Origin of the sequence: Erythrobacter sp. MTPC3 (assembly GCF_042854385.1) — a bacterium.
GTDB lineage: Bacteria > Pseudomonadota > Alphaproteobacteria > Sphingomonadales > Sphingomonadaceae > Erythrobacter.
This window is the reverse complement of sequence record NZ_BTGP01000002.1, coordinates 152,399-177,034: the sequence shown is the minus strand read 5'-3', so window position 1 is coordinate 177,034 and position 24,636 is coordinate 152,399. Positions and strand designations below refer to the sequence as shown.

At 53.9% G+C, this 24,636-nt stretch carries 25 protein-coding genes; 11 read left to right on the top strand and 14 right to left on the bottom strand.

All coding sequences use genetic code 11. The features are described 5' to 3' along the window. Nucleotides 1-41 precede the first annotated feature (41 nt). The 4 genes from ACGHU1_RS03555 to wecB all read left to right on the top strand — a co-directional run bounded on the left by ACGHU1_RS03555 (nt 42) and on the right by wecB (nt 3,585). Nucleotides 42-500: a glucuronosyltransferase gene (locus ACGHU1_RS03555; protein ID WP_390583523.1), complete on the top strand. Its 459-nt coding sequence runs from the start codon at nt 42-44 to the stop codon at nt 498-500. Beyond that, nucleotides 497-979 carry a glycosyltransferase gene (locus ACGHU1_RS03550; protein ID WP_390583521.1) on the top strand — a complete coding sequence of 161 codons (483 nt, stop codon included), beginning with the start codon at nt 497-499 and terminating at the stop codon, nt 977-979. The genes ACGHU1_RS03555 and ACGHU1_RS03550 overlap by 4 nt, the downstream gene beginning before the upstream one ends. A 159-nt stretch (nt 980-1,138) precedes the next feature. Beyond that, on the top strand, nt 1,139-2,443 hold the full coding sequence (gene wecC, locus ACGHU1_RS03545) for a UDP-N-acetyl-D-mannosamine dehydrogenase (protein ID WP_390583519.1): 1,305 nt from the start codon (nt 1,139-1,141) through the stop codon (nt 2,441-2,443). A gap of 26 nt (nt 2,444-2,469) precedes the next feature. Beyond that, nucleotides 2,470-3,585: a non-hydrolyzing UDP-N-acetylglucosamine 2-epimerase gene (wecB, locus tag ACGHU1_RS03540; RefSeq protein WP_390583928.1), complete on the top strand. Its 1,116-nt coding sequence runs from the start codon at nt 2,470-2,472 to the stop codon at nt 3,583-3,585. Here wecB and ACGHU1_RS03535 read toward each other — a convergent pair. Continuing rightward, nucleotides 3,557-4,120, bottom strand: coding sequence for a hypothetical protein (locus ACGHU1_RS03535; RefSeq protein ID WP_390583517.1), 564 nt, complete (start codon nt 4,118-4,120; stop codon nt 3,557-3,559). The genes wecB and ACGHU1_RS03535 overlap by 29 nt on opposite strands. Nucleotides 4,121-4,134: 14 nt before the next feature. Then, a complete protein-coding gene (locus tag ACGHU1_RS03530) occupies nt 4,135-4,413 on the bottom strand; it encodes a hypothetical protein (protein WP_390583516.1) in 279 nt (92 codons plus the stop codon). Between the two features lie 10 nt (nt 4,414-4,423). Here ACGHU1_RS03530 and ACGHU1_RS03525 point away from each other — a divergent pair, with 10 nt between their 5' ends. From ACGHU1_RS03525 to ACGHU1_RS03515, 3 genes are all read left to right on the top strand, one after another. After that, nucleotides 4,424-5,053, top strand: coding sequence for a polysaccharide biosynthesis/export family protein (locus ACGHU1_RS03525; protein ID WP_390583514.1), 630 nt, complete (start codon nt 4,424-4,426; stop codon nt 5,051-5,053). Nucleotides 5,054-5,060: 7 nt separating this feature from the next. After that, on the top strand, nt 5,061-7,280 hold the full coding sequence (locus ACGHU1_RS03520) for a GumC family protein (protein ID WP_390583512.1): 2,220 nt from the start codon (nt 5,061-5,063) through the stop codon (nt 7,278-7,280). Between the two features lie 84 nt (nt 7,281-7,364). Then, on the top strand, nt 7,365-8,546 hold the full coding sequence (locus ACGHU1_RS03515; RefSeq protein WP_390583510.1) for a glycosyltransferase: 1,182 nt from the start codon (nt 7,365-7,367) through the stop codon (nt 8,544-8,546). Nucleotides 8,547-8,580: 34 nt separating this feature from the next. Here ACGHU1_RS03515 and ACGHU1_RS03510 read toward each other — a convergent pair whose 3' ends face one another. Then, nucleotides 8,581-9,498, bottom strand: coding sequence for a glycosyltransferase family 2 protein (locus tag ACGHU1_RS03510; protein ID WP_390583508.1), 918 nt, complete (start codon nt 9,496-9,498; stop codon nt 8,581-8,583). Nucleotides 9,499-9,741: 243 nt separating this feature from the next. On the opposite strand from ACGHU1_RS03510, the gene ACGHU1_RS03505 reads away from it, so the two are divergent. Together ACGHU1_RS03505 and ACGHU1_RS03500 are read left to right on the top strand one after the other, a co-directional pair. Beyond that, nucleotides 9,742-10,008: a hypothetical protein gene (locus tag ACGHU1_RS03505; RefSeq protein WP_390583506.1), complete on the top strand. Its 267-nt coding sequence runs from the start codon at nt 9,742-9,744 to the stop codon at nt 10,006-10,008. Next, nucleotides 10,008-12,113 (top strand): hypothetical protein, encoded by a 2,106-nt coding sequence (locus ACGHU1_RS03500; protein WP_390583505.1) that lies wholly within the window; start codon nt 10,008-10,010, stop codon nt 12,111-12,113. The genes ACGHU1_RS03505 and ACGHU1_RS03500 overlap by 1 nt, the downstream gene beginning before the upstream one ends. A gap of 47 nt (nt 12,114-12,160) precedes the next feature. Here ACGHU1_RS03500 and ACGHU1_RS03495 read toward each other — a convergent pair whose 3' ends face one another. Together ACGHU1_RS03495 and ACGHU1_RS03490 are read right to left on the bottom strand one after the other, a co-directional pair. Then, nucleotides 12,161-13,549: an O-antigen ligase family protein gene (locus ACGHU1_RS03495; RefSeq protein ID WP_390583503.1), complete on the bottom strand. Its 1,389-nt coding sequence runs from the start codon at nt 13,547-13,549 to the stop codon at nt 12,161-12,163. Between the two features lie 111 nt (nt 13,550-13,660). Next, nucleotides 13,661-13,954 carry an acyltransferase gene (locus ACGHU1_RS03490; RefSeq protein WP_390583501.1) on the bottom strand — a complete coding sequence of 98 codons (294 nt, stop codon included), beginning with the start codon at nt 13,952-13,954 and terminating at the stop codon, nt 13,661-13,663. 196 nt (nt 13,955-14,150) lie between these two features. Here ACGHU1_RS03490 and ACGHU1_RS03485 point away from each other — a divergent pair, with 196 nt between their 5' ends. Next, nucleotides 14,151-14,558 (top strand): acyltransferase, encoded by a 408-nt coding sequence (locus tag ACGHU1_RS03485; protein ID WP_390583500.1) that lies wholly within the window; start codon nt 14,151-14,153, stop codon nt 14,556-14,558. Nucleotides 14,559-14,576: 18 nt separating this feature from the next. On the opposite strand, the gene ACGHU1_RS03480 is transcribed toward ACGHU1_RS03485, so the two are convergent. The 9 genes from ACGHU1_RS03480 to rfbA are packed head-to-tail and all read right to left on the bottom strand — an operon-like array spanning nt 14,577 to nt 23,283. Further along, complete coding sequence (locus tag ACGHU1_RS03480; protein WP_390583498.1) at nt 14,577-15,728, bottom strand: glycosyltransferase; 1,152 nt, start codon at nt 15,726-15,728, stop codon at nt 14,577-14,579. Nucleotides 15,729-15,764: 36 nt separating this feature from the next. Continuing rightward, nucleotides 15,765-16,727: a hypothetical protein gene (locus tag ACGHU1_RS03475; RefSeq protein WP_390583496.1), complete on the bottom strand. Its 963-nt coding sequence runs from the start codon at nt 16,725-16,727 to the stop codon at nt 15,765-15,767. Next, on the bottom strand, nt 16,724-18,181 hold the full coding sequence (locus ACGHU1_RS03470; protein WP_390583494.1) for a lipopolysaccharide biosynthesis protein: 1,458 nt from the start codon (nt 18,179-18,181) through the stop codon (nt 16,724-16,726). The genes ACGHU1_RS03475 and ACGHU1_RS03470 overlap by 4 nt, the downstream gene beginning before the upstream one ends. Continuing rightward, the gene (locus tag ACGHU1_RS03465; RefSeq protein WP_390583492.1) at nt 18,165-18,731 is read right to left on the bottom strand and encodes an acyltransferase; all 567 of its coding nucleotides are present in this window, start codon (nt 18,729-18,731) and stop codon (nt 18,165-18,167) included. Before ACGHU1_RS03465 ends, ACGHU1_RS03470 begins: the two co-directional genes overlap by 17 nt. Then, nucleotides 18,728-19,921, bottom strand: a complete 1,194-nt coding sequence (locus ACGHU1_RS03460; protein ID WP_390583490.1) for a DegT/DnrJ/EryC1/StrS family aminotransferase — start codon at nt 19,919-19,921, stop codon at nt 18,728-18,730. The genes ACGHU1_RS03465 and ACGHU1_RS03460 overlap by 4 nt, the downstream gene beginning before the upstream one ends. Nucleotides 19,922-19,951: 30 nt before the next feature. Then, nucleotides 19,952-21,004: a dTDP-glucose 4,6-dehydratase gene (gene rfbB, locus ACGHU1_RS03455; protein ID WP_390583488.1), complete on the bottom strand. Its 1,053-nt coding sequence runs from the start codon at nt 21,002-21,004 to the stop codon at nt 19,952-19,954. Further along, a complete protein-coding gene (rfbD, locus tag ACGHU1_RS03450) occupies nt 20,997-21,935 on the bottom strand; it encodes a dTDP-4-dehydrorhamnose reductase (RefSeq protein ID WP_390583486.1) in 939 nt (312 codons plus the stop codon). The genes rfbB and rfbD overlap by 8 nt, the downstream gene beginning before the upstream one ends. Next, on the bottom strand, nt 21,851-22,396 hold the full coding sequence (gene rfbC / locus ACGHU1_RS03445; RefSeq protein WP_390583484.1) for a dTDP-4-dehydrorhamnose 3,5-epimerase: 546 nt from the start codon (nt 22,394-22,396) through the stop codon (nt 21,851-21,853). The genes rfbD and rfbC overlap by 85 nt, the downstream gene beginning before the upstream one ends. Next, entirely contained in the window at nt 22,393-23,283 is an 891-nt protein-coding gene (rfbA, locus tag ACGHU1_RS03440; protein WP_390583482.1) for a glucose-1-phosphate thymidylyltransferase RfbA, read from the bottom strand. The genes rfbC and rfbA overlap by 4 nt, the downstream gene beginning before the upstream one ends. Before the next feature lie 191 nt (nt 23,284-23,474). Here rfbA and ACGHU1_RS03435 point away from each other — a divergent pair, with 191 nt between their 5' ends. Beyond that, nucleotides 23,475-24,626: a nucleotidyltransferase family protein gene (locus tag ACGHU1_RS03435; RefSeq protein ID WP_390583480.1), complete on the top strand. Its 1,152-nt coding sequence runs from the start codon at nt 23,475-23,477 to the stop codon at nt 24,624-24,626. The last annotated feature ends 10 nt before the right edge of the window (nt 24,627-24,636 follow it).

Here is a 24,636-nt window from a genome sequence, read left to right as displayed (position 1 = left end):
AGCGGCGCAATCCAGCGATATTTTCGGCGGGAATTTTATACGTGGGAAAAGCCACGAAACGGGTCTTGGCAGCGGCATCGGGCGGCGGACACTGGGAACAGCTGATGCTGCTTCGCCCGGCGCTGGAACAGTTCGATCTACGCTTTGCCACGACCGACCGCGATATTGCCGTGCAGCGCGGTATTGATGACGCGGCGATCCTGCCCGATTGCAATCAGAACCATCCGTTTCGTTCCGCCTGGTGCGCCGTGATCGCGTTCTGGACAGTCCTGCGCCTGCGCCCCGATGTGATCATCTCCACGGGTGCGGCTCCCGGATTTTTCTGCATCCTTGCAGGGCGCGTTACGGGGGCGAAGACGCTCTGGATCGATAGCGTCGCGAACGGTGAAAACATGTCGATGTGCGGCAAGCTGTCCGTCCGTTTCGCGCATCAATGCCTGACGCAGTGGCAGCACCTTTCTGCCGAAACCGGACCAGCCTATCGCGGGTCGGTGCTGTGATCCTTGTCACAGTTGGAATGCAGCTGGGTTTCGACCGCCTGATCGCGGCGATGGACGCTCTTGCCCTGCAGCTTGATATGCCTGTCATCGCGCAAACAGGGGTCGGCGAATTCAAACCTTTGAATATGGAAGCGAGCAGCCGGATCGCGCCGGACGAATTTGAAAAGCTGGTTCAGCAATCGCGGCTTATCGTAAGCCATGCCGGGATCGGGACAGTCCTCACCGCGCAGCGATTTCAGAAACCCATCGTGCTGATCCCGCGCCGCGCAAAGCTGGGCGAACATCGCAATGATCATCAGCTTGCTACCGCCGAAAAGCTGGAAGGCAGGCCCGGTATTCTGATCGCGCAGGATGAAACGCAGCTGGCAGGCAAAATCCACGAAGGCTTGGAAATTGGAGATTTTGCAGCGCAGCGTTCGGACAGCGCAGAGCAATTGCAAACCGCGATCACCCGCTTCATCGAAACCGGTGCGCTTTAGCTCTGCAAAAAGGGCACCTATCGCGCTTTCGAACGGTCTGTGTCTGTTTAGGGTGCTTTTCTGGCGACCTTTCCGGATTGCAAAATTGCTAACAAACCTAACGCGATTTTAAGGACTGTCGGCGCATGAAACCCGCGTAATTTCGGGATTTCACCTTCAATGAATGCACCTTTTAACACCGCTGCCGCGATTGATCTGAATGTCGCGGGAGCACCTGCAACAGACCACCAGATTGCGGTTATCGGCCTCGGTTATATCGGCCTGCCGACCGCCGCTGTGCTGGCGAGTTACGGCTGGAATGTCTGCGGCGTCGACGTGTCTGAAAAGGTGGTTGAAACGGTCAATGCCGGCGGCGTCCACATTGAGGAACGCGATCTCGATCAGCTGGTGCGAACAGCCATCGACACTGGCCGCCTCACCGCTTCGAATACGGTGCCAACCGCGCATTTCTACATGATCGCAGTGCCCACCCCGCTGGGAAAAAACAACACCCCCGACATCGCTTATGTCGAAGCCGCAGCGCGCTCTATCGCGCCGCAGCTTTTGCCCGGAGCCTGTGTGATTGTCGAAAGCACGTCGCCTATCGGGACGACCGAGAAAGTTGCTGATATCATTGCGCAAATGCGCCCCGATCTGAACGTGCCAACCTTTGGCGACGCAGAAGGCGGTGACATCGCAGTCGCCTATTGCCCAGAGCGGGTTTTGCCCGGCAAGATCGTGCGCGAACTCGTCGCAAATGACCGGATCATCGGGGGCATGACAGCGGCCTGCGCAGAGCGTGCAATCAACCTCTACGCCAGCTTCGTCAAAGGCGACTGCCTGACAACAAATTCGCGCATCGCTGAAACCGTAAAGCTGGTCGAAAACAGCTTTCGCGACGTCAACATCGCCTTTGCCAACGAACTGTCGATGATCGCTGACGAAATCGGCGTCGACGTTTGGGATGTCATCCGCCTTGCCAACAGGCATCCGCGCGTAAACATCCTTCAACCCGGCCCCGGTGTCGGCGGGCATTGCATTGCGGTGGACCCGTGGTTCCTCGTTTCCAGCGCACCCAAGGCCGCACGAATTGTGCGGACCGCGCGCGAGGTAAACGATCACAAGGCCGTCCATACCGAGCAGCGAATTCGCGGACTGCTGCACGCAGCCTCCGACGCCAAGGTCGCCGTGCTGGGCCTCGCGTTCAAACCCGACATCGACGATTTTCGCGAAAGCCCTGCCCTGGAAATAGCCGAAGCTCTCGCCGAGGATTGCGGGAACCGGATGCTGGTGGTCGAACCATTTATCGATGAGCTTCCCGAAAGTCTCGCAAGCACTGGCGCGGTGCTGATGCCCCTTGATGCGGCGCTGCACGAAGCGGAAATCGTTGTCGTGCTTGTCGACCACACCGCCTTCAAACATCTCACTACGGCGGACCTCGCCGGTAAGATCACATTCGATACGCGCGGGATGCTCAACCCGTGAGCGAAGCCCGCGCGCATCCCCGGATCATGGTAACATTCGGGACGCGGCCCGAAGCGATCAAGATGTTCCCGGTCGTGCGCGCACTGCGCGAGACGGGCCGGTTTGATGTGCGTGTCGCGGTTACCGCACAACATCGCGAAATGCTGGACCAGGTGCTCGAAATTGCAGGGATCGTCCCCGATATCGATCTCGACTTGATGCAGCCGGGTCAAAGCCTTGATGCACTTTCCGCTCGCATAATCACGCGTTTTGGCGAGGCGCTCGACATAGAAAAGCCCGACCGCGTTCTGGTGCATGGCGACACTTTGACAACCATGATGGCGACCCTCGCCTGCTATTTCCGCCGCATTCCTGTTGGCCATGTAGAGGCGGGATTGCGGTCAGGTAACATCTATTCGCCATGGCCGGAGGAAGTGAATCGCAAGGTCACCGGCGCTGTTGCTGATCTGCACTTCGCCCCGACGCAGGCCGCAGCGCAAGCCTTGCTTGCCGAAAATGTCCTGCAGAAGACGATCCACGTGACCGGCAACACGGTCATTGATGCGCTGATGCTCGCCCGCGATGCAATTGCCGCAAAGCCGGAGGCCGCGCCCGAGATCAGCGCGTTGAAAGCGCGCTTCGAAGGCAAACGCATCATCGCCGTCACAGCCCATCGGCGCGAGAATTTTGGCGAAGGGATGAAGCAGATTGCAAAAGCAATAGGACGCTTGGCGCAGCGGGACAATGCAGCGATAATCTATCCGATGCATCCCAACCCCAATGTCAGCGAGGTGATGCGTCCTGCCTTGTCGGGCCATGCCAATATCGCGCTGATCGAGCCGCTCGATTACCTTGGCTTTGTCGCCATGATGGAGGCGAGCGAGATTGTCCTGACCGATTCCGGCGGCATACAGGAAGAGGCGCCCAGCCTTGGAAAACCCGTGCTCGTTATGCGCGATACGACCGAGCGGCCCGAGGGCATCGCAGCCGGAACGGCAAAGCTGGTGGGCGCGAATGCCGAGGCGATCGAGCGCGAAGTGAGCCGTTTGCTCGATGATCGAGCCGCCTATGACGCGATGGCCGCATCCCATAATCCATACGGATCGGGCAAAGCCAGCCAAAGGATCGCCGAAATCATCGGCGAGAACCATGTGCCGGGTTAACAAGCCTCACGATGTGAAGGTAATAAAGCGCGCATCCGGCGAGGAAAAGCACAAGCCCGAGATCAGCGAACCAGTTCAACTTCAAAGGTCCGTAAAGCAGTCCGTCGATCGCGTGCAGCGACGTGATTCTGATTGCTGACAGCAAAATCATCGCCCCGCCGGCTGACGCTGCGAAGATCGTCGCAAAATTCCGTCGCCCTGTCGTTTTTCGCACCAAGCCGGTGAACCACCAAATGAACCCCGCCACGCCAAGTGCGAAAATGCCTGCTGCGATCACGGACTGATAGCTGCGCCGGGCATCGTATAATTGCAGTGCACGCAAGCTTTCACGCAAGTGTTCGCGGATAGTATCCTCGACATCGAACACCCTTATTGCCGCCAGAATGACAAGCAATATGGCCAAAACTGTCCAGGCCCTGACATGCCAAGGTTGCTGACTGCGCAACCGCGCAGTCAGCGCGGCGGATGACAGGACAAAGGCTACCAGCAAATACAATAGACTAGCGGCAATACTCAGGATTGATACGTCGGCCATTTGCACCTTTGTCGTCATGTTCTGCCTGACCACACCTTTGCTGCAGATGCATCATCGCGCAAGAGCCAGCGCCAGCCCTTTAAAGGATCGAATTTCGACTGCGGATCGGCATCGCCGCGTATGGCTGGACCATACCAGTAGGGGCAGGTTAAGCATGTTGCGCTGCAGTAGGAGAGAGTATAGGGATTTTTGCGTATTCGAGGAGGCGTTGTGGTTTTTAAAAAGTTAAACTCGCGAATTGGTGGTTCAATGGTTGCAATCTCTGCAATTGCGCTAACTGCCTGCGCTTCCACGCCGGACCCTGTGATCGGTGCTTCGGTGACGACGCCGCAGAACGATCTGGGTCAAGCCGGATATAGCTGGCAGCGGCCCAATACATACAATTTGCGGCCATCGGACAAGATTTCCGTCAATGTGTTCCGCGAACCTGATTTTTCACTCGAAGCCGTGCAGATCGGCGTCGAAGGCAGCGTGTCCCTTCCGATGCTCGGATCGATCCCGGCTGCCGGCATGACTGCAAAACAGTTTGAAGAAGATCTGACGCGCCGCCTTGCCGCCGCCGGATTGAAAACACCGATGGTCAGCGTCAACATTGCGGAATATGCATCGCATCTCGTAACGGTCGAAGGCGCTGTTTCGGAGCCGGGCGTTTATCAGTTCCAGCCAGGCGCGCGCCTTTCCTCAGCGATTGCGATGGCAAAGGGGCCAGAGAGAACCGCCAATACACAGCAGATCGCGGTGTTCCGGGAAAGCCCGAACGGGATCATGGTCGCCAAATTCGATTATCAGCAAGTCAGCCAGGGAACGATGCTGGATCCAGTTTTGATGCCGAGCGACCGCGTCGTGGTAGGCACAAGCGGTCTGTCTGTCTTCTGGAAGGATTTCCTGCAAGCGATGCCTGCGTTCGGTATCTTTGCGAACAGCGCAATTTGATGCATTTATGAACGATAGAACGATAATACCTGCACCGGGTCCACGAGAGCAGGGTACTTGGCTGGATGATTATCTTCCAAGCACCGGCATTGCCAATTTCGAGCCTCGCTCGCCTCTCATAGACACAGGCGCGATCCGCGGCATCCTGTATCGCCAGCGCTGGATTGTTGCAGGTATCGTTCTGATCGCTGCAGTAATTGGGCTGGTGGCCACTTTGCTTGCCACGCCAATGTACGAAGCGCGCGCGAGTGTCAGGGTAGAGCCTTACGGGACGCAGTTCCTCGAGGGGCAGGATATCGCTCCGCAAATTGCGTCTAACCAAGTGTTCAACCTGCTTGCGACCCAGGTCGAGGTTATCAAGAGCCGCAATCTTGCAAAGATCGTGGCAGAGAACCTGAATCTGGGTGAGCGGACCGACCTTTTGGGCAGCAATATCGACGAACGCCGTCCGCCCAATATGACCGATGAGCAATGGCTCGCGGAGAAAGAGAATATGGCTGCGGGCATTATCCAGTCGCTCGTCGTTGCCGAAGTGCCTCAGGCAAACTGGATCATTTCGATCGGTGTCCGATCAAGCGATCCGGTTTTAGCCGCCGAATTGGCAAATGGATACTCCGATGCCTTCGTCGCATCCGATACGCGCAACACCGTCGCCAGTAACGAATATGCGCAAACCTATCTGCAAGACCAGATTGAGCGCGTTCGCGGTGAGCTGGCAGTCGCTGAACAGGCCTCGAACGCGTACGCCCGATCCAACGGTATTATTGTCGAGCAGTCGAGCGGCGAAGACGGCGATGACATCGTCACTCTGACCAATTCCAGCCTGGTCGATATCAACACCAGAGTTTCGGCGGCCCGCGCAGCCCGTATTGAGGCAGAACAACGCTGGCGTGCGATCCAGAGCCTGCCGGCATCGCAGCTTCCCGAAGTGCAAACCAGCAGCGTCATGCAGCAATTGATTGCCGATCGCACTGGTAAGCAAACTGAACTGATTGCACTGCGGCAGCGGTATAATGACGACTTCCCGGAAATTCAGGATATTCTGGCGCAAATCCGCGCGCTCGACAGCCAAATCCAAACCATCGGCAACGACATCAAGGCAACCGCGCGAAGCAATTACCTTGTCGCGCAGCGGCAGGAACAGGCGCTTGAAAACGAACTTGGATCGCTCACCACGGATTCGCTGGCAGAGCAGGATCGTCAGGTCGATTTCAACGTCCTTGAAAGGCAGGCCGACGCCCTGCGTTCCCAATTGCGCCTGCTGTTGGACCGGTTCAATCAGGTGAACACGGCGGCAAACGCGCAAAGTGGACGGATCACCGCGCTCGACGCGGCAACCGTTCCAGGCTCGCCTTACGCGCCTAGCCTGTTTCGGAACATGGCAGTGGCACTTGTGCTTGGAATGGCTTTCGCTGGCGGTCTTGCTGTCCTGCGCGAAACTTTCGACACCCGCATTCGCTCACTGGACGATGTCGAAAACCGTCTGGGCATACCATTGCTAGGCCACACGCCGTATGTCGAGGAAAGCGACATCGATTATGCGGGCAGCAACGGCCAGTTTGGCAGTTTGATGGAAGCCTATGCTTCCATTCGCTCAACAATCGATTTCGCAATGCCCAGAGAGCAGAACGTCATCCAGCTAACCAGCAGTCAGGAATCGGAAGGTAAGTCCACAACTGCGGTAATCCTGGCGGAACTGTTCGCAGGGATGGGGCGCAAAACGCTGCTTATCGATGCCGATTTGCGCCGCCCTTCGGTCGCTTCGCTTGCCGGGCTTGAGAAACCCAAGGTCGGCATCGTTGAAGTTTTGCTGGGCCATGTCGATCTGCAAACAGCTGTCATCAGCGGGCTTCACGAAAACCTCGATATTCTACCCGTAGGTGCATTGCCGTCGAACCCGACGGAAATTTTCGCATCCAATCAGTTCCGCGACTTCATCGCCGAATACCGCAACGAATACTCGCTGATCATTCTCGATTCAGCACCGATCCTGGGCCTTGCTGATGCGCCGATGCTGTCCCGACTGGTCGATGGTACCGTTTTCGTAATGGAAGCCAATCGCATCCAGTTCAATCAGGCCAGACAGGCTTGCAAGCGCCTCAGAGCCGGAGGCGGCAACATTATTGGAGCCGTGCTTACCAAATATCGCGCGATGGAAGCGGGCGCCTCGTATGATTACCAATACACCTATTATCGGTACGGCGATGAGACGAGGGAGCAAGCCTGAGATAGCGCGAACGCGCACCTGTAGACCAGCAGATAGTGAACTCTTGCATGCGGCGAAGTCCTAATGTCTTCAAGTGAGAAGCGGATGAAAGTTGTTCACGTTAGCGGCGACTTTCCCGACACAATTGCCAGCTTCAAAACTCCGGTAATCAAAACGCTGGTGGATTTGACCAATCAAGATTTTGCGCACGAAGTGTTTTCAATCAACCGGTCGCCGACTGGCGCGTTTGGATTGAGCGTTGCAACGCTGCGAGGCAATGGCTGGCCTCGCCTTACGGTTTCGTCCGAACCGTTCGAATACGGCCTGGCGATAAGTTACAATGCTCCGGGACGCGGTATATTCCATAAAAGCATGTTAGATCAGCTCGGCCGTGCATTGGCGAACCACGTGATAAGCAGGGGCGAAAAACCCGATCTGATTATCGGCCACAAATTGACCATCGAAGGTCTAATTGTATCAGCGATGTCTAAGGCACTCGGCGTCCCGTATGCCTTGTCTATTCAGGGCGACACTGACACAAAGATATTGCAAGTTCGCCGCGATCTTAAAGGAACCTTCCGCAAAATCTGGCGGGAAGCGAGAGTAATCTTTCCCTTTTCGCCGTGGTCTTACGAAGCAATTAGATCCTCGCTGGGCGAGCCTGGCGGTTCGGTCGTAATGCTACCATGTGCTACCGATCTGGACGAACCGATGCGGCCGGTCGCCAAAGGAGATGGATTAGTTTCGGTTTTTCATTTGAAAAACTGGCGCCGAAAAAATTTGAACGGCATTGCTCAGGCTGTTCGCACGATGTCAGTAAATGGAAACGCGCCGACTGTCTCAATCATCGGTGGCGGCGATGCTAAAGAACGTGATGCCTGCAAAGCTATTATCGGGGATGTGCCGGGAATAACTCTTGTTGGAGCTGTGAACCACCCTCACCTAAAAACCCGAATGAATGCCGCCACCGCTTTTATTCTTCCTTCACGAAGGGAGAGCTTTGGGATGGTTTTTATTGAAGCGCTGTTCGCGGGGTTGCCAATCATTTATCCAAAAGGGACCGCTGTCGATGGATATTTTGACAACGCGCCCTTTGCTCTGAGCGTTGACGCAAATTCACCTGCATCCATCGCCAGCGCGATGCAGGATACTATCGACAACGAAAAGAGCCTGAAGCGCACTCTCGCTGAGTGGCAATGCTCAGCGGATGCCAAGCGATTTACTCGGGCGGAAATTGGGAAAACATTCGCAAAGTCGATTTCGGGGGCGCTGGGAGGAAAGTCCTGATTAGCACGGCCCAGTGCCGTGCGGTGAAGGCAGCCTAATATCCGGCGAGCCATTGGTGGCGGTTATCCCATACCCTCTTCCACTCATCACGCTCAGCCTTTCGCCCTGCTATCCAGAATAGGAGCTGAGAGGCAAGCCGCCGATTAGCGATCCATGCCCACATCATGACCTGTCCGAAGGGCACTGCTGCTGGGTGCCAGTGATCTTTGATAAGCGTCATCTTCGCTCGCATCAGCTTTATCTGCTTATCACTGCGCACCTTCGTGGATGCACCCAGCAAATGCATGATCTGAGCATCAGGCGTAATCATCGGCCTGTACCCCAGCTTCGCTGCCCTCAAGCACATGTCGGCTTCTTCCCCGTACATGAAATACTTCGCTGTGAAGCCGCCCAGCTCATTCCAAAGGGATGTTCTCAAGAGAAAAAAGCATCCCACAACAATGTCGACTGTTCGGACACTGTCTCTTCGCCAACCTCCAATAGCCTCCGAATTTAGGACCTCCGAATTGCGGAAAACGCGGCTCAGGCCAAAAGCATTGCAAAATACGCTCCAGGGGGTCTGTTTCATCCAACACGATGCCGGGTTTAGCGATCCATCCGGGAACACAGTTCGTCCGCCGACAATGCCAGCTTCCGGGTGCTCTTTGCCGAAACGAAGCAAATTCTCGATCGCGCGCGGATGGGTTTCCGTGTCGGGATTTAGCAGTAAGACCCATTCACTCTCTACTGACCTTACCGCCCGGTTGTTTGCCTCTGCAAACCCCAGATTCTCATCATGCGCGATAACCTCTACGTCAGGAAATGCCTGAGCGATCGCCTCTGCCGATCCATCACTCGAGGCGTTGTCCCACACTATCACGTGCATGCTCACATTGCCGGCATTCTCCAAAAGCGTCTCAATCGCTTTCTTCGTGAGATCGCGAGTGTTCCAGCTGACCACGATGACCGTCACGTCAGCCTCTGATCGAGGAGCAAGCATTATGTCGAACACCCTTTTGATTTGTGGTGAGTGCGCAGAATTGAGGCGTCCCAATTCAGCTTCATCGCCGCACGCTTTCGGGGTCGAATAGAGGGAACTGTCAGAAAAATACAGCGCTCCTTGCCGACAGACGCCAACCATGCGGCCAGCGATAAAAATACTTTCCTACACCCCGACCCTTTCATATGAACAGCACATGATAAAGGAGAAATAATTATGATTGAAGATAAATTTCCAAATGCAGACAGTGTAACGTCGCCCGCCCGGAGTGCATTTTCCATTACTCCCGACGATATTGAAGACTTTAACTCTACTACTAAAGCAATTTACGTCGGAAGTACTGGAACTGTTGTTGCAAAACTAGTAGATGACGATGAAGATGTTGTCTTCAGCGAAGTTCCAGCTGGTATGATTTTGGATATCCGTGCCGTAGCGATCCGAGCGACCGGGACCACCGCGACCGACATCATAGGATTGCGTTGATGCCAGGCTTTGGCATGACTGCTGGCTTTGGTGCTGGTCGCTACCGCACAGCTCACTTTCTGAGCAAGCAGGGGCCAGCCGCGTTACTCGCCCCTCATTCAGATTGGACCGGGATCCCGGGCAGCGGTTTTACAAGCATTCCAAGTGACCCAGAGCGTTTGACCGCGAAACCAGCACTGCGTCTCGTGACACCGCCAAACATCTTTTTTCTGGACGAGACAATCGTCGGGGTCGCTGCGTATGCAAACGATTCCGGGACACTGATTGGAGGCGTGGACAGGGTCCGTTTTCATTTCGAGGGAAACTCGATTGACGTAGTGGAGCCCACCCTAAGGTCATTCAGTAGACGAGATGGATCTGAATACACTGTTCTGGGATATTGGATGACGCTTTCGAAACCGCCGAGCGCGAGTGGAGAAGCGCAGCTGTACATAGAGGCGGAACCCTCGGATGCCACGATGCAACGACGGGTTCTAGGACCGTTCTCCTACTACCCGATAAATCCATTCCAAACGACCGGAAATGAGCACGATGCAGAGCTAACCGTTCAGCCTTCACAACCACAGGTGGAAGGCGTCAATTACCAAACGGTTGGTGCCGCAATGAGCTATTGCAAAGTTTCTGGCTTCGAAAATCCCAACATAACGCTGTTGGAGGATATCGCAGACGAGAACCTGTCTGATACGTTCAACGCTGGCGGATTGTACTTCCCATCAGGCTATATGCACATCCGGACTGCTCCGGGCGTAACGGCCAGCTATTCCAAGCCCACCTATACAACAGACATCGCCAGCAGCTTTAGGTTCGCGACCAATGGGATGCACTTCGAGGGTGATCACACATTCGATCTTGAAAATGTGCAGACCTTTTATGAAGAATTTGTCAGCGATAACCCGAACTGGTTTGACCGTGTCCGCTTCACCAATTCCGCTGGCAAAACGGCGCTATGGCGTAAGGGAGTGCGGCCTTTCAAACCGCTCCTGCGGAACATTTCGTACATGACTGATTGCCAGGTCGACAACCTTCGCGACCCAATCGCAGGTGTCACTCTGGTAAGGGGCTGCCTTGCCGATAATAATTTTGGCGATGTCATGACATCAACGCTGTGCGGCATAGGCAACATCGTGACACGGCACGAAAGCAGCTCCGGTTTCAACTATGATATCGATGCTCTATCGATCGCAGGCCCAGCCGGAGCGACTGTTGCGGTCTCGGGCGGTGTTGACGGGACGCGGACATTTACCCTGAAAGAATTTGGGACGCTGGTTAGCACTTTTCGGGTGAACTCAGGGGTATACGCATACTCGGTCGAAGAACCCGGATATGATCCTACGACCGATGGGTTCGGCTACTCAGTGCAAAACGTAGCAGACTGGATCAATTCGCTAAGCGGGTGGAGCGCTACGTTGCTTGATGACACCCGGCGCGCGTCTGCCTTGGCTTTAGCGGGCCAGAAAGGTGTTGGCTTTGGCGATACCGATGCAAGTGCAGGCTTGACGCTGACAACCACATTCGACCTGCATAACGACTTTTGGCAGCAACAGCGGACAGCCGAAAATGTCATAATTGAAGGCAATTTCGGCTACGGCTTGCAAGCGCAGATTTTTCTTATCGGAGATCAACTCGCCAACAGCTGCCACGACTTCATTTTTGTCAACAACGCGTTGATGAGCGATCTCCAAGTGGCTGAGTATTATGCTCCGGAACAATCGGTTAGCCAGTTGGCATCCACAGCCCAAAGCCATGTGTGTTTTGCACACAATTCTCTCCCGTTTCAGGCAATCTGGATGAGGACTCAATCTGGCTATGACCCGGATAATTACTGCGTGATTGCCAATAATGCTGTCGCTGATTTGATTTGGTTCGGCGCGCCCGATCCGGATATCCGGCTATCGAACAATATCCTGGACGCCACCAGCGATGCCCCTGCAAATGCGGACAACACGATCCTTGCAGGTGGCTATCAAGACAAATTTGTTGACGCGGTCGTCGGCGATATGGCGCCAGCCGGGTTATTGCTTGCAAACGGTCTAGCTCCAATTGTCGCCTATGATGCGGTCGGCACACGGCGCGGAGCTAGTGCCCCAGCGGGTGCTTTGTCATGATCGGGCCCGAAATATCGCTAGGGACCTTTTGGTCGGGACGTTGAAAGTCAGCGCGTTTGGCGGTGCATAGCCGTACTATGCACCGCCAGCGCGCGAGAATTGCGTGCGGACGCGTTTTTCGGTGCAACCTGGCAAAACGAGGCGATAATGCCGAGAACAGCCATGAAATAGATATTGGTTTCGCCAAAATAGGTCACGGTCAAAGATGCAAACAATAGCAAGAAGACTGAGATATTGAGACCAACCATGAGGTTTCGATTTTCTTCATCGAAAAATCTAACCCTCGAACCGAGCAGTGTGATGCAGAAGATTGCTGCTGCATACAATAGGATCGCCGTTATAACCCCGGATCGAAGGCCCAATGCGAGGAAGTGGGCGTCGATGCTGGGCGGCAACCAAATTGGCAATGGGATCGGATCGTATCCCCAGCCAAACCATGGCCGGTCTGACATCGCCTTCAGCGCAGTTTCCCATTGGGTTATCCGAACATAACCATTGTGCGGGCTGAATGTGTACCGAATGATCAAGTAGATCACACCGGATTGGCTGCCGATATGCAATGCGGCCAAGATCCCGCCTAATATGGCGCTGATTACCGGCCAAGTGACATATCGGAGCCTGCGCTTGAAGACATCAACCGCTATCATCCCGGCGCCTATCGCAATGACGAGGAAGGACACCGAAGAGACCGAAAAAATGCCAAGAAACGACGTGCCGATGCCAACCCAGCGCGGCCAGCCTCTGATGCCTGAAAAATAGTATAGCGGGAGCAATGACGATAACGTTACTCCTGCGTGGATCGGATGCGAAAATGTTGAATATGCCCGCATAAGCCCTGCGCGCTGGTCGGTCCTATACTCCAATCCACCGACCGCGTTGCCCGCCTCATACATCTGAACGTTGCCAAAGAATTGAGCGAAGAAAGGCCGATAGATGATCGTATGAAAAATGCTTTCAACAGCAAGAATTAGACCAGCCAGAAAAAAAGCAGGCGCAACGATTACCAGCAGTCTTCGAAAATCGTCGTGCGATCGGAGCGAGGTCCGGGCGACCAAAAATGCGCCCAATGCGTCGAGCACAATCGCCAAAGACCGGATGACTCCATCGACTGGCCCAAACAAATTAATGAAGGCAATAATCATCCAAAGTGAGCCGACGAACACTAATGCATCAGGCAGAGAAAACCGTGTCTCGCCCTTCACATAACTCAGGACAGCCGGCCCAATCAGAACAGCGAGCGCAATCCGATATGCAGTCAGATTAAGCCCGCCGGCGTTGAATGCAACTTCGGGTGGGAAAACGAGACAGACATAAATGAGCGACGCCAAAGGCAAGATAGACCTGATTGAGGCCATCCGCGTTTGAGGGACACGCGCACCAACCCAATCAGGGCTTGGATGTAATCTGTCGAAGGGTTGGTTAGGCGATGAAGCCATCAGTGTGCCTATGCAATCTGCTGCGCGCGTGATCAGACTTATTGGTGGTTGGCCGCCTTGGCAAGCTGCACGCTTTGATCCACCCTTACAGCACCCCAGCTTCTGATAAGATCAACGTTTCTGGCGTTCATCAATCGATAGCTTGCGGCCATAAGGACCTATTAGGTCGTCCCGCGCAATCAACCGCGCAGGGTTTCCTGCGACAATCGAATATGGCGGCACATCTTCAAAGACGACCGAACCTGCACCAACGATGCTGTTATGCCCTATGGTTACACCGGGCAGAACCATGGCGCCGCCGCCAATGAAGCAGTTCTTCTCTACCAAAATCGGGCTGACCGTCCCGTCACTTTCGATGCTGCGCAGAATGGTCTTGAAGGCCACATAACTGCATTCTTCGATCACGATCGACCCTCTCGCGCCGCTCACAAACCGGGCGGTCATGGAGATATTGACGCTACTGTGAATCGAGACACCCCGAAATGCCGAAAGCCAACGACGCCGGCCGCCTGTAAGGAATAGACGCAACGGTCTGAGTGAGTTTAAGGAAGTCAGCGGCATCGGCTGCCACCGATATCAAAAGGTACGAGGCTACTAAACCATGAATGCATCAACACAGCGATTAATCTCACGGCGGAGACGATCGTTGCGGCAACACTTTGATTATCTCTTTCGGAGATTTGTCTGGGGGACTGACATCGCGAGCAGCGCCTGGATATCGCCTTCAGCGTATATTGACCGCACCTATCCGAAAGGTGTGTTAATTGAAGAGGACTGCATCATAGAAGATGACGCATGCGTTCTTACGCATGACATGACGCGCGGCCTATACCTTGACACAAAAATCGGAGCAGGCAGCGTGATTGGCACAAGGGCCATCATTATGCCTGGAATAACTGTCGGCGCCGGATGCATTGTCGATCCGGGATCTGTTGTTCTGAGTGATTTGCCGGATGGCAGCCACGTACGCGGGAGTCCCGCAAAACCTCTTGGACGAACTGAGGCATAGCGGGTCGCTCAAGGGAAGCTATTGCGACGTTTGCTTTAACAGACTCGCACGATGTTTGCCCACATTCCCATATTCGAATTTCCCCACAAGTTCGCGGGCTCTTCCCGCGAGACGGCTGCGCTTTCTTTGATCGTTGGCAAGATCGGCCATCGCAGCCGCAATCCCATCAATATCGCCTGCCGTGACGATCACTCCGCTTACATCATGCTCCACCAGGCGCGCCGCTCCCATTGATGTTGTAATAATAGGAATATCGCAAGCTGCCGCCTCATAAGTAACCTGAGGCCCCCCCTCTTCAAACGTTGGGAAGACAAAAGCGTCGCATGCGCGATAAAGCGAAGCGACATCACTTACATGGCCCAAATTTCGCACTGAAGCGAGTTCGCTGTAACTTTCAACCATCGGCTTCAGAGCGTCTTCTGGTGCCCCAGCAAGCCATAGTTCGCCATTTATGCGCGCTCTATCCCATGCCTCCAATAAAGTCGGAATACCTTTGCGCACATTCATCAGCCCGACGAAGACTGCTCTAAAAGAATTATCCGTCTTTGGCGCGCGCTCTTTGGCGTCATTGGCAAATCTCGATCCAACCCAGCCAAAAGTCGACTTGAGGAGCCGCTCGTCGGGAATTCCAATCGCATTCAGAGATGCATCAACCTCTGCATTAGAGCTGAATACAAAATCATGGAGTTTCAATTCACTCGTTTCAGCCTCTACGTCCCGTTCGGTGATGCCGTGCCCGGGTGCAAACCCTGCGGTTAGGTAAGCATCATCAAGGATCGGTTTAGCTGCAGCCAATGGATTGTTGATCATCTCACGGATGCAGATCAACCCGCGCGCTTTTGCTTTCTTAACCAGTGCGGCAGGAACTCCGGGCCAAAAATATGCCAGATCCCCAGGTTGCGAGCTACCAATAGCCTTAGCAAATTTTTGCTCAAGGGCGCGAAGGCCAGACTTGGCTACGAATCTGAAAGGCAGATGCCTCCCAATCGATCCAACAGCTTGTGTTGAGTTCACACCAGCAGGCAAGCTGGTTCGGTTTCTGATGGTGAAGACGGTGGCATCTATCCCGCATGGACTGAAGTGCTCAATGATCCGAACACAGCTTTCCGCAGGCCCTCGTCCTGCGTAGGAAAAAGGCAACCATACAAGACACTTCTTGGCCTGCATCATCTCGAAAAGAACTTCATGATTTAACCCGCATAATTCTTAGCTAAGACCAAAAAATTCTTCTGCTTCAAAGGCGAAGCGTTCGGCGGCGGCTCTTGATTCCTCGTGCTTTCGTTCGAGGTAAGCGCGAACTTTGCCTCGCGTTGACAACGCCCAGTCAGTCTCATCGAAACCAAATGCAATTCCGAAACGAGCCTCTTCGTCCTGGTACCAATCAGCCTTCGTCATCCCGGCCGGAGGAGAGACAATCGATATGGCCCCGCAGAGAGCCGCAAACGAGGAAAACGCGGTGTATGGATCAAACGATACAAAGTATTTTACGCGTTTCAATACGGCCGCACATTCAAGATGGGACAAACCGTCAATACAAATCGATCCATCCAGATCGATAAGCCGTTCGTCTACTTTGCCCTTGCGGACGCAATACGCTGTACCAGAGCGACACTCAGGCGCGACAGCTCCGTTGAGATTGTAAATTTCAAACGGGAAATGGAGAACGAACAGTTTGTTTGGACTTAATTGATTCAGTCCTGGATCGTAATCGTTCAAAAACTCGTTGAAATCGACGTGCAGTTCATTCGAACCGAATTCGCATTCGCCCGAATGAAACCCCGGCTTATGAAGAAAAAAACGAACGACATTCGGCGCTCCCATCGGGTTGCCACCAATAGTGTCGCTGTAGATTGCAATTGTCCGGCCATCGCTTGGGGATAGTGTGAGAGGCAAAAGCGGTGTCATCATCGTTTTGTTGACGACGTACCCCTTACCCAGAAACGCGTTTACGAGGGGCAGGCGGCTGCTGATATTCGCAAAGAGGCGTCTCGCAAAGACGTAATCCGGTTTTAAGACTGGGTAGAGATAAGCTTCATACCCCAGCTCATTGAGGAAATGACAAAGCTTGTGCAGAACGATCACCCCCCCGATTTCTTCATGATAAGAGGTCACAGGTATAACGAAGCGGGATTTTGATCTGTCGCGATCCACAGTTGCTATGGATGTCATGATGAATGCTTTTTTCGTAAAGTGGATAGCAGCTTCCGACTCTCACCGAGGTCCAGTCCTAGTGCGAGCACAGCCCAAATCAGTGCGCCGACCAGTCCCCCAAGAACCAACCTCAAGAAGTACGCTGATTGCTCCAGCGGACCGAACTCAAGAACCAGAAAAACGCTGCCAGCCATTCCTATCGCAAGCATGATACCCGGTATTGCATCCTTGAATTGAGCGAAAAGCCCGTATCCAAATTCTCGCCCAGAAAAAATCGTGTTTATGAAGATGGCGCAATAGCCAGCGGCGACCACGCCCCACGCAATCCCGATCGGACCCCAAAAAGATGCCGTAAACAGTATCGATATACCGATGATTTTCTTAGCCAACTCTAACGTAAAGAACAGATCAGATCGACCGATCGCCATCAGTGCCTGAAGGTTCAGCATATGTATTGGCGCCAGCATACCGCCTAGGGAAAGTATCTGTATGAATGGCACCGCCCCTGCCCACTGCTCACCATAGACGCCTCTGACAAACGGGTCAGCAAGGGCAGCCAAACACATCATCGCTGGGATATTAAGAAGGTTGGCAGTCTTCATTGCGCTGCGCATTCCCTGACGCATCAAATCAGGTTCGCCGGCAGCTTTCGCAAAAGCAGGGAACGCGACCTGATTGATCGGATATGTGACAAAGCCTTGGGTAAGCTGAAGGGTCGCATCAGCGCGGCCATAGAGACCAAGCACTGCTGGGTCGCCCATTCTGCCTATAAAGATCGTATAGGCACGGGAGTAAATTGTCTCGAGGATTGACGAGGCCAGCATGAACCCACCAAACCCAAATAGCTGGCGCGCAGAAGTGCGACTAAAGATCAGATGTGGTCGCCATTGGCTGGTGATCCACAAAAGCACCGTCGTGATCGCCGCTAGAGTGAGCGATTGAAAGGCAAGTGAGAATACTCCGTAGCCAGAATATGCGAGCGTAACCGCCACTGCGCCTGCTGACAGCGTCGCAATTACCCTCACAATCAACAGTCTTCGATATTCTAGGTTTCGCAGAAGCAGAGCACGCTGCACTGCGCCCAAAGCGCCAAGCAGAACACTGCCTCCCATGATATGCATTAACGGAACCAATTGTGGCTCGCTGAAGAACGCCGCAATCCATGGAGCGGACAAATATAGCAGCAAAACCATCGCGACAGCCAGGCCGACATTGCACCAGAATGCGGTCGAGATGTCCTCTGGCGATAGATCGCTTCGTTGAATAAGCGCTTGGCCGAAACCGCTTTCGGATAGAAGTGCGGCGAGCGCGATAAAGACCGCGAGCAGCGCAACTGTGCCAAATTCAACGGGTGAAAGTAGGCGCGCAAGAATAACGATTATGACAAAGTTAGCGCCCCTCTCGAGGATGAAATCGAGTATCGTCCAAAGGGTGGCGTGGGCAACGGTCTTTCGGTTAACCTGTGCGGGCATTCATTTGCTTTTCAAGCTCTAGAAAGTCGGTGCTGCGCGCGCTGATCCGTTTTGCTGGCACTCCCCCATAGATCGCACACTCGGCCAAATCTTCTTTGACCAACGCTAAAGAACCGATCGAAGCTCCATCTGCAATGTGGACATTCGGCAGTATAACGGATCCAGTACCGATGATAACGTGGCGTCCAATGATAACTGGCCCCGAGGTAACCCTCGTGAATTCGTCCGGGACCGTCGGATTGGTCATTGCCTGACCAGTGAAATCATCACTTGATGAGAAAATACTGACTTTCACCGAACATGTCGAAAAATCACGTAACTCTATTCGGCCAGCACCGATCAGCGTCGCCAGACACGAGACATGAACGTGCCTCCCGATAGAAATTCCGCCTTCCCCTGCAGAGAGAACACAAAAATCGTCGATGCGGCTGTTACTGCCTATCGTAATGCGCGAAGCGCCATAGAAAGACGCTTTTCGTGAGATAAGCACATCACAGCCGACCTCCGCGAACCCGATCTCCGCGATCTCAGCGTCGCTCATGAAACTCATGGCGCGCTTTCAAACTGCTGGGACGCCAGCACTCGACATACATCCCGGACGATCCGTGTCGCGCCCTCAGGCAGTGTAGTTCCTGTTGGCAGGACTATGACACGGTCTGCGACGGTTTCAGATACCGGTAGCAGCAATCCGGCATGCGGGAAAAGATCACGGTAGGGCCGCATATTATGGCATCCGGGCCAAAAATATCGGCGGGCCAGAATGTTTTCAGCCTGAAGCGCCTCTACAATTGCATCTCTTGATGCGGGAAAAGCCGGATCGACCTCCATAACTACGTACTGAAAATTGCTGGCGCCTTTTTCGAGCGGAAAGATGGAGAGACCATCAATACCTTCCAATGCCTCGCGATAGGCGTCGTAATTGACTTTATTCTGTTCGATGACCTTTTCGACCTGATCGAGATTGACCAAACCCATAGCAGCGCAAATTTCAGACATCTTCCCATTAGTGCCTGGGTATACAACCTCATCCACGCCACCGAAGCCGAAATTGCGCATCAATCGCATTTTGGCTGCCAATTCATCATCATTCGTCGTGACGGCGCCGCCTTCAAACGTGTTGAAAAATTTGGTCGCGTGGAAGCTAAAAGCCTCCGCCCGGCCAAAACCTCCAATCGATGTATTCCCACTGGAGCAAAGAAAGGAATGTGCTGCGTCATAGATGAGAGAGAGGCCATGCTCATCAGCAATTTCCTGCAGCGCCTGCGTATGGCACGCTCGGCCCCACAAATGCGTCGCAAGAATGCCGGTCGTGCGAGAGGTTATCATGCGGCGCACTGCAACTGGATCAAGGGTGTGCGTTTGTGCATCGATATCAGCGAAAACTGGCGTTATGGCCTGCCAATGCAGAGCATGGACTGTCGCGATAAATGTATAAGACGGTACGATCACCTCGCCCGACAATCCAACTGCACGGATCATGATTTCAAGCGCGACTGTGCCGTTGCACATCGCAACGCAATGTTTAACGCCAAGCTCTTTGGCAATTCGGTTTTCAAGCTCCTGGACCACAGGGCCATTATTCGTAAGCCATCTGCGATCAAGGATCTCTTTGGCCAGATCGAGAAAAGCAGTGCTGTCCCCGATGTTTGGCCGCCCAACGTGCAAAGGCTCTTCAAATGCAGACGCAGCTCCATTTATCGCCAGATCAGAAGCGGAACTGATGCTTTTAAACTGTACCATGATCTATACTTTCATTTGCGCTAAGCGCGATTAAAGCGCGACGAGCGGGCGCCACCAATCTTCGTTTTCTAAATACCAGCGTAGCGTTTGTCGCAGCCCTTCATCGAACGTTCGTTCCGCTTTGTAAGATAGCTCTGCGCGGGCCTTGGTATCATCGATGGCGTATCGCATATCGTGCCCGGCGCGATCCGTTACGAAGGTCTTCAAGATTTCGCTTTTCTTTCCATTCGCAGGCGGCGCTGCAGGATAACGATCAGCCAACCCATCAATATGTTCAAATGCAAGATCGACTTCCCTGCAAATCGTATCGATCACCTCCATATTCGGCAGCTCAGCGCCACCCCCTATGTTATAGGTTTCACCTGCTGTACCGAGAGAAAGACATGCTTCGATACCGCGGCAATGATCTTCAACATGAAGCCAATCGCGAACGTTCATCCCATCGCCATAAATAGGCAGCGGCTTGCCTGTCAGTGCGTTCAGTAGAAACAGCGGAATCAGCTTTTCCGGGTACTGGAAAGGTCCATAATTGTTTGAGCAATTGCTCGTTGTCACCTCAAGACCGTAGGTATGGTGATATGCTCGTACCAAATGGTCCGAAGATGCCTTTGAAGCGGAATACGGAGAATTTGGTGCATACGGAGTTTTTTCGCTGAAGGCCGGATCATCAGCCCCCAAAGAGCCGTAAACCTCGTCAGTCGAGATATGATGAAAACGATGATCGCGGCCGTCTCCGTCAAGCCAGACAGATCGCGCCGCCTTAAGGAGACTGTTCGTACCAAGAATGTTGGTATCGATAAATGCATCTGGGCCAGTGATCGAACGGTCCACGTGGCTTTCTGCTGCGAAGTGAACAATCTTTGAAATGCTTCGCTCGCGCAAAAGCCGTTCAACAAGCTCTTGGTCGCGAATGTCGCCTTCGATCAAATCAGCATGCGGCGCGCCCTTAATGGTGGAGCGATTTCCAGCGTATGTGAGCGCGTCAAGCACGGTAATGTGATCGTCGGGGTGCCGCGCATTCCAGTAATGCACGAAATTGCCCCCGATAAAGCCAGCGCCGCCAGTGACGAGTAGATTAGCCAAGCGATTTTTCCTCTTGCAGCATCAGGCGCAGATTTGTCCGCCAATGAATAGGCTCAGACCCGAGTAATGAATGACACGCGCTACTATCCAACAACGAAAACTTTGGTCGCTGCGCCTTGGTCGGATATGCGCTGGTCTTTATGGGTCGGATCACCGGCACCTCGCCAAGAATCCCAAGCGACTTTGCCTCTTCCGCAATTGCGACGGCAAAATCATACCACGATGCAACACCCGCATCGCTATAGTGGTATGTTCCTTTTGCCCCTTTACCCGCCAGCAACCAAATAGTCGACGCCAGGCTGGTCGCCCATGTGGGCGATCCAATCTGGTCGGCAACTACGCTAAGCTCGCTGCGCTCTTTCATGAGGCGGATCATGGTCCTTACAAAGTTGGCTCCGTGCGCAGAATAAACCCAAGCCGTCCGAACCAACAAATCCTCGCTGCGTAGCGCGTCTTCGCCTTCCATTTTGGTTTCGCCATACACTGACAATGGCGAACGCTTGTCATTGGGTTGGTAGGCGCTTGCTGACTGGCCGTCGAACACAAAGTCAGTTGAAACATGGATCAGGGCTCCGCCTTTTTTATCGAGCGCGCTGATCAGATGCTTCACCGCGTCGGCATTGACTGCCCTCGCTTTGACTACTTCATCCTCGGCCTTGTCCACAGCGGTATATGCAGCCGCGTTGATGATGATGTCCGGCGATACTTCTGCGACCAATCCGTGCACTGCTTCGGCATTGGAAATGTCGCATCGATCAATATCAATCGCCACAAGGTCATAATCAGCGGGAGCGGTTTTCTGCAACGCATTGCCAAGCTGTCCCTCAGAACCAGTGACCAGAACTCTCATGCGAATGCCTGCACGTCTGCCAGCGATTTTCCAGCTTGATCCTTCGCAGAGATTATTGGTTCGATGCCAGCCAAAGGCCATTCAACCCCGACATTCGCATCATCCCATTTCAAGGTTTGCTCTACGTCCGGCTGATACGCTCCCGTGCATTTATAAAGAAAATCCGTGTCGTCCTGCAGCGACAGGAAACCGTGGGCGAACCCTTCCGGAACCCAAAGCATCCGCTTATTCACCGCCGAAAGTTCAACACCCGCCCACTGCCCGAAATGTCGAGACGACCGGCGCAGATCGACAACCACATCAAACACCGCCCCTGACGTGACCCGAACAAGTTTGCCCTGTGGCCGCGGATTTTGGAAATGGAGGCCGCGCAGCACCCCTTTTTGAGATCGACTATGATTGTCCTGCACAAATTCCAGATTCAGGCCGTTTTGCGCGAATGCAGCATCGGTCCACGTTTCCATAAAAAAACCGCGCTCATCTCCGAAAACCTTCGGTTCAATGATGATCGGGCCAGGAATGTCGCAAGGGATAAAATTCATGGCAAAGCAGGCTTCTCGAGCAAGCCAAGAAGGTATTCACCATAGCCCGATTTTCGCAGGGGCTGAGCTATTTCAACGAGCCGATCAGAGCTCACGAAACCTTGGCGCCAAGCGATCTCTTCGGGACAGGCAATCTTCAATCCCTGCCGTTCTTCGGTGATCCGAACATAAGTGGCCGCATCAAGCAGCGATGAATGTGTACCTGTATCCAACCACGCGAACCCGCGACCCATTATTTCAACCGAAAGGCAGCCTTCATCCAGATAGAGGCGATTGAGATCTGTAATCTCCAGCTCCCCCCTTGCGGATGGTGTAAGATCGCGAGCACGATCGACCACCGTATCGTCATAAAAATATAGCCCGGTCACCGCGTAGCTCGATTTGGGTGCTGCAGGTTTTTCCTCGATTGAAACCGCTGTTCCATGAGCATCAAACTCAACCACGCCGAAAGCCTCTGGATCGCTAACGCGGTACGCGAAAACACTTGCTCCAGCGGTTTTGGCTGAGGCGCTCTGAAGCAGGTCAGGCAGGCCGTGGCCATAAAAAATGTTGTCTCCCAATACCAATGCACTGGGCCCCCCGCGTACGAAGTCAGCCGCAATATGGTATGCTTGGGCAAGCCCTTCTGGCCTAGCTTGCACCGCATAGCTCAAAGCAATGCCAAAATCTGATCCATCGCCGAGCACACGCTGAAACTGCTCGGCATCTTCCGGCGTTGTAATGATCAATATGTCCCGAATGCCCGCTAGCATCAGGGTGCTGAGCGGATAATAAATCATGGGTTTGTCATAAATCGGCATCAACTGTTTTGAGACGCCGCGAGTAAGCGGATAAAGCCGGGTGCCCGAGCCACCAGCCAGAATGATGCCTTTTCGGCTTTTCGTCATCGCTCTGATCCTTCAGGCATCAACAGGTTTTTGCGCATTGCAGCATCAACGCCGAGGGTCAACGGATATCCGGCATCGTTCGCCGTGCAAAGCAATCGGGGCGTATTATGGTCCTTGCTTGCCATCCTCCTCAGCGCCCGCGATAGGGATCTCTGCATGAACAATCGTCACCGAACACAGCGGCGCGTCGTATGATTGCGCAGGATACTATAGACGAATTCATCGCTGGGTGTGTCCGCAGCTGCCTGGGCAGCGATCAACGGCCTCGCTGGCCCGCAACATTTAACGTTTGCGGAGATGAAGTGGCGACCCGAATTGTTTTTCACGGTGTCGCCGGAATTCTGTGCGATGATGCGGACGCAATGGGCGATTGGCCATCTGAAGTGAAAGGTTTGGTCGCCACGGAGGCGCGGCTGGGTGCGCTATGGGAAGCCACGCACAACCCCGTTATCGTTTCCGCAATCCGCGCTCTCATGGATGCCGGGATTGAGAGTGTGGTGATGAAGGGCACGGCACTTGCCTATTCGCTCTACGAAGACGCTGCACTGCGTCGCAGGGGCGACAGCGACCTGTTGGTGAAACCCAATGATTTGATGTGCGCCCGCGAAGCTTTGCGTTCGGCTGGCTTGGCTCAAGATACCGCCCAATTTGGCCCCAATTTTCAAGAGGTCTGGGAGTATGAAAGCGCCGCTGGAATGACGCATCTGATTGACCTACATTGGCAGCCTGTCGACAGTCCATTCATTTTAAAATTGGTCGACTGTGACCAGATATGGTCTCAAAAAGTCGCGCTCGATCGGCTCTGTATTGGTGCATATGTGCCCGACCCCGTGATCACGCTCGTCAGAGGCGCGATAAACGAGGCATGGCATCTGAAATACGGATATTATGCTGATGGCCCCCGGCTTACGGGAGGTCACCGGATGATCTGGGCGGTGGACTATCTTCTGCTAACTGAGAAATTTTCGGCGCTCGACTGGGAAAATCTGTCTACCTACTGCGAAAAGACAGGTGCTAGCCCTATCGTCCTATCAGCACTGGAAGGGGCCGAAACAATGCTAGGTATGGCGCTACCAGACACGGTCAGATCACGGCTTACTCAGCAAGCTACTCCATCACCCCAACAGCGATACATCTCATCTTTCGGGGAGCTGGCGCGTCTTCGAGCGGATGTCTTTGCATCAACCGACACCGCGATGGCGCTTGCTGTGATGCGTTGCGCAGCCTTCGCGCCGCGCGAGCATCTGTTGCGAAAATTCCCTAAGTCAGACCATTGGCCCACCTTCGCTTTACAGCTACGCCGATATGCTGCGACGATGACCAAGACAATCTCGAAAGGCTGACAGCTGTGAA

Bases quoted from the DNA above. Each gene is read 5' to 3' on its own strand.
- wecC (WP_390583519.1), top strand. From the start codon at position 1,139: ATGAATGCACCTTTTAACACCGCTGCCGCGATTGATCTGAATGTCGCG.
- wecB (WP_390583928.1), top strand. From the start codon at position 2,470: ATGGTAACATTCGGGACGCGGCCCGAAGCGATCAAGATGTTCCCGGTC.
- ACGHU1_RS03535 (WP_390583517.1), bottom strand. From the start codon at position 4,120: ATGGCCGACGTATCAATCCTGAGTATTGCCGCTAGTCTATTGTATTTG.
- ACGHU1_RS03520 (WP_390583512.1), top strand. From the start codon at position 5,061: ATGAACGATAGAACGATAATACCTGCACCGGGTCCACGAGAGCAGGGT.
- ACGHU1_RS03515 (WP_390583510.1), top strand. From the start codon at position 7,365: ATGAAAGTTGTTCACGTTAGCGGCGACTTTCCCGACACAATTGCCAGC.
- ACGHU1_RS03505 (WP_390583506.1), top strand. From the start codon at position 9,742: ATGATTGAAGATAAATTTCCAAATGCAGACAGTGTAACGTCGCCCGCC.
- ACGHU1_RS03500 (WP_390583505.1), top strand. From the start codon at position 10,008: ATGCCAGGCTTTGGCATGACTGCTGGCTTTGGTGCTGGTCGCTACCGC.
- ACGHU1_RS03495 (WP_390583503.1), bottom strand. From the start codon at position 13,549: ATGGCTTCATCGCCTAACCAACCCTTCGACAGATTACATCCAAGCCCT.
- ACGHU1_RS03485 (WP_390583500.1), top strand. From the start codon at position 14,151: ATGAATGCATCAACACAGCGATTAATCTCACGGCGGAGACGATCGTTG.
- ACGHU1_RS03480 (WP_390583498.1), bottom strand. From the start codon at position 15,728: ATGATGCAGGCCAAGAAGTGTCTTGTATGGTTGCCTTTTTCCTACGCA.
- ACGHU1_RS03475 (WP_390583496.1), bottom strand. From the start codon at position 16,727: ATGACATCCATAGCAACTGTGGATCGCGACAGATCAAAATCCCGCTTC.
- ACGHU1_RS03470 (WP_390583494.1), bottom strand. From the start codon at position 18,181: ATGCCCGCACAGGTTAACCGAAAGACCGTTGCCCACGCCACCCTTTGG.
- ACGHU1_RS03465 (WP_390583492.1), bottom strand. From the start codon at position 18,731: ATGAGTTTCATGAGCGACGCTGAGATCGCGGAGATCGGGTTCGCGGAG.
- ACGHU1_RS03460 (WP_390583490.1), bottom strand. From the start codon at position 19,921: ATGGTACAGTTTAAAAGCATCAGTTCCGCTTCTGATCTGGCGATAAAT.
- rfbD (WP_390583486.1), bottom strand. From the start codon at position 21,935: ATGGCCTTTGGCTGGCATCGAACCAATAATCTCTGCGAAGGATCAAGC.
- rfbC (WP_390583484.1), bottom strand. From the start codon at position 22,396: ATGAATTTTATCCCTTGCGACATTCCTGGCCCGATCATCATTGAACCG.
- rfbA (WP_390583482.1), bottom strand. From the start codon at position 23,283: ATGACGAAAAGCCGAAAAGGCATCATTCTGGCTGGTGGCTCGGGCACC.
- ACGHU1_RS03435 (WP_390583480.1), top strand. From the start codon at position 23,475: ATGATTGCGCAGGATACTATAGACGAATTCATCGCTGGGTGTGTCCGC.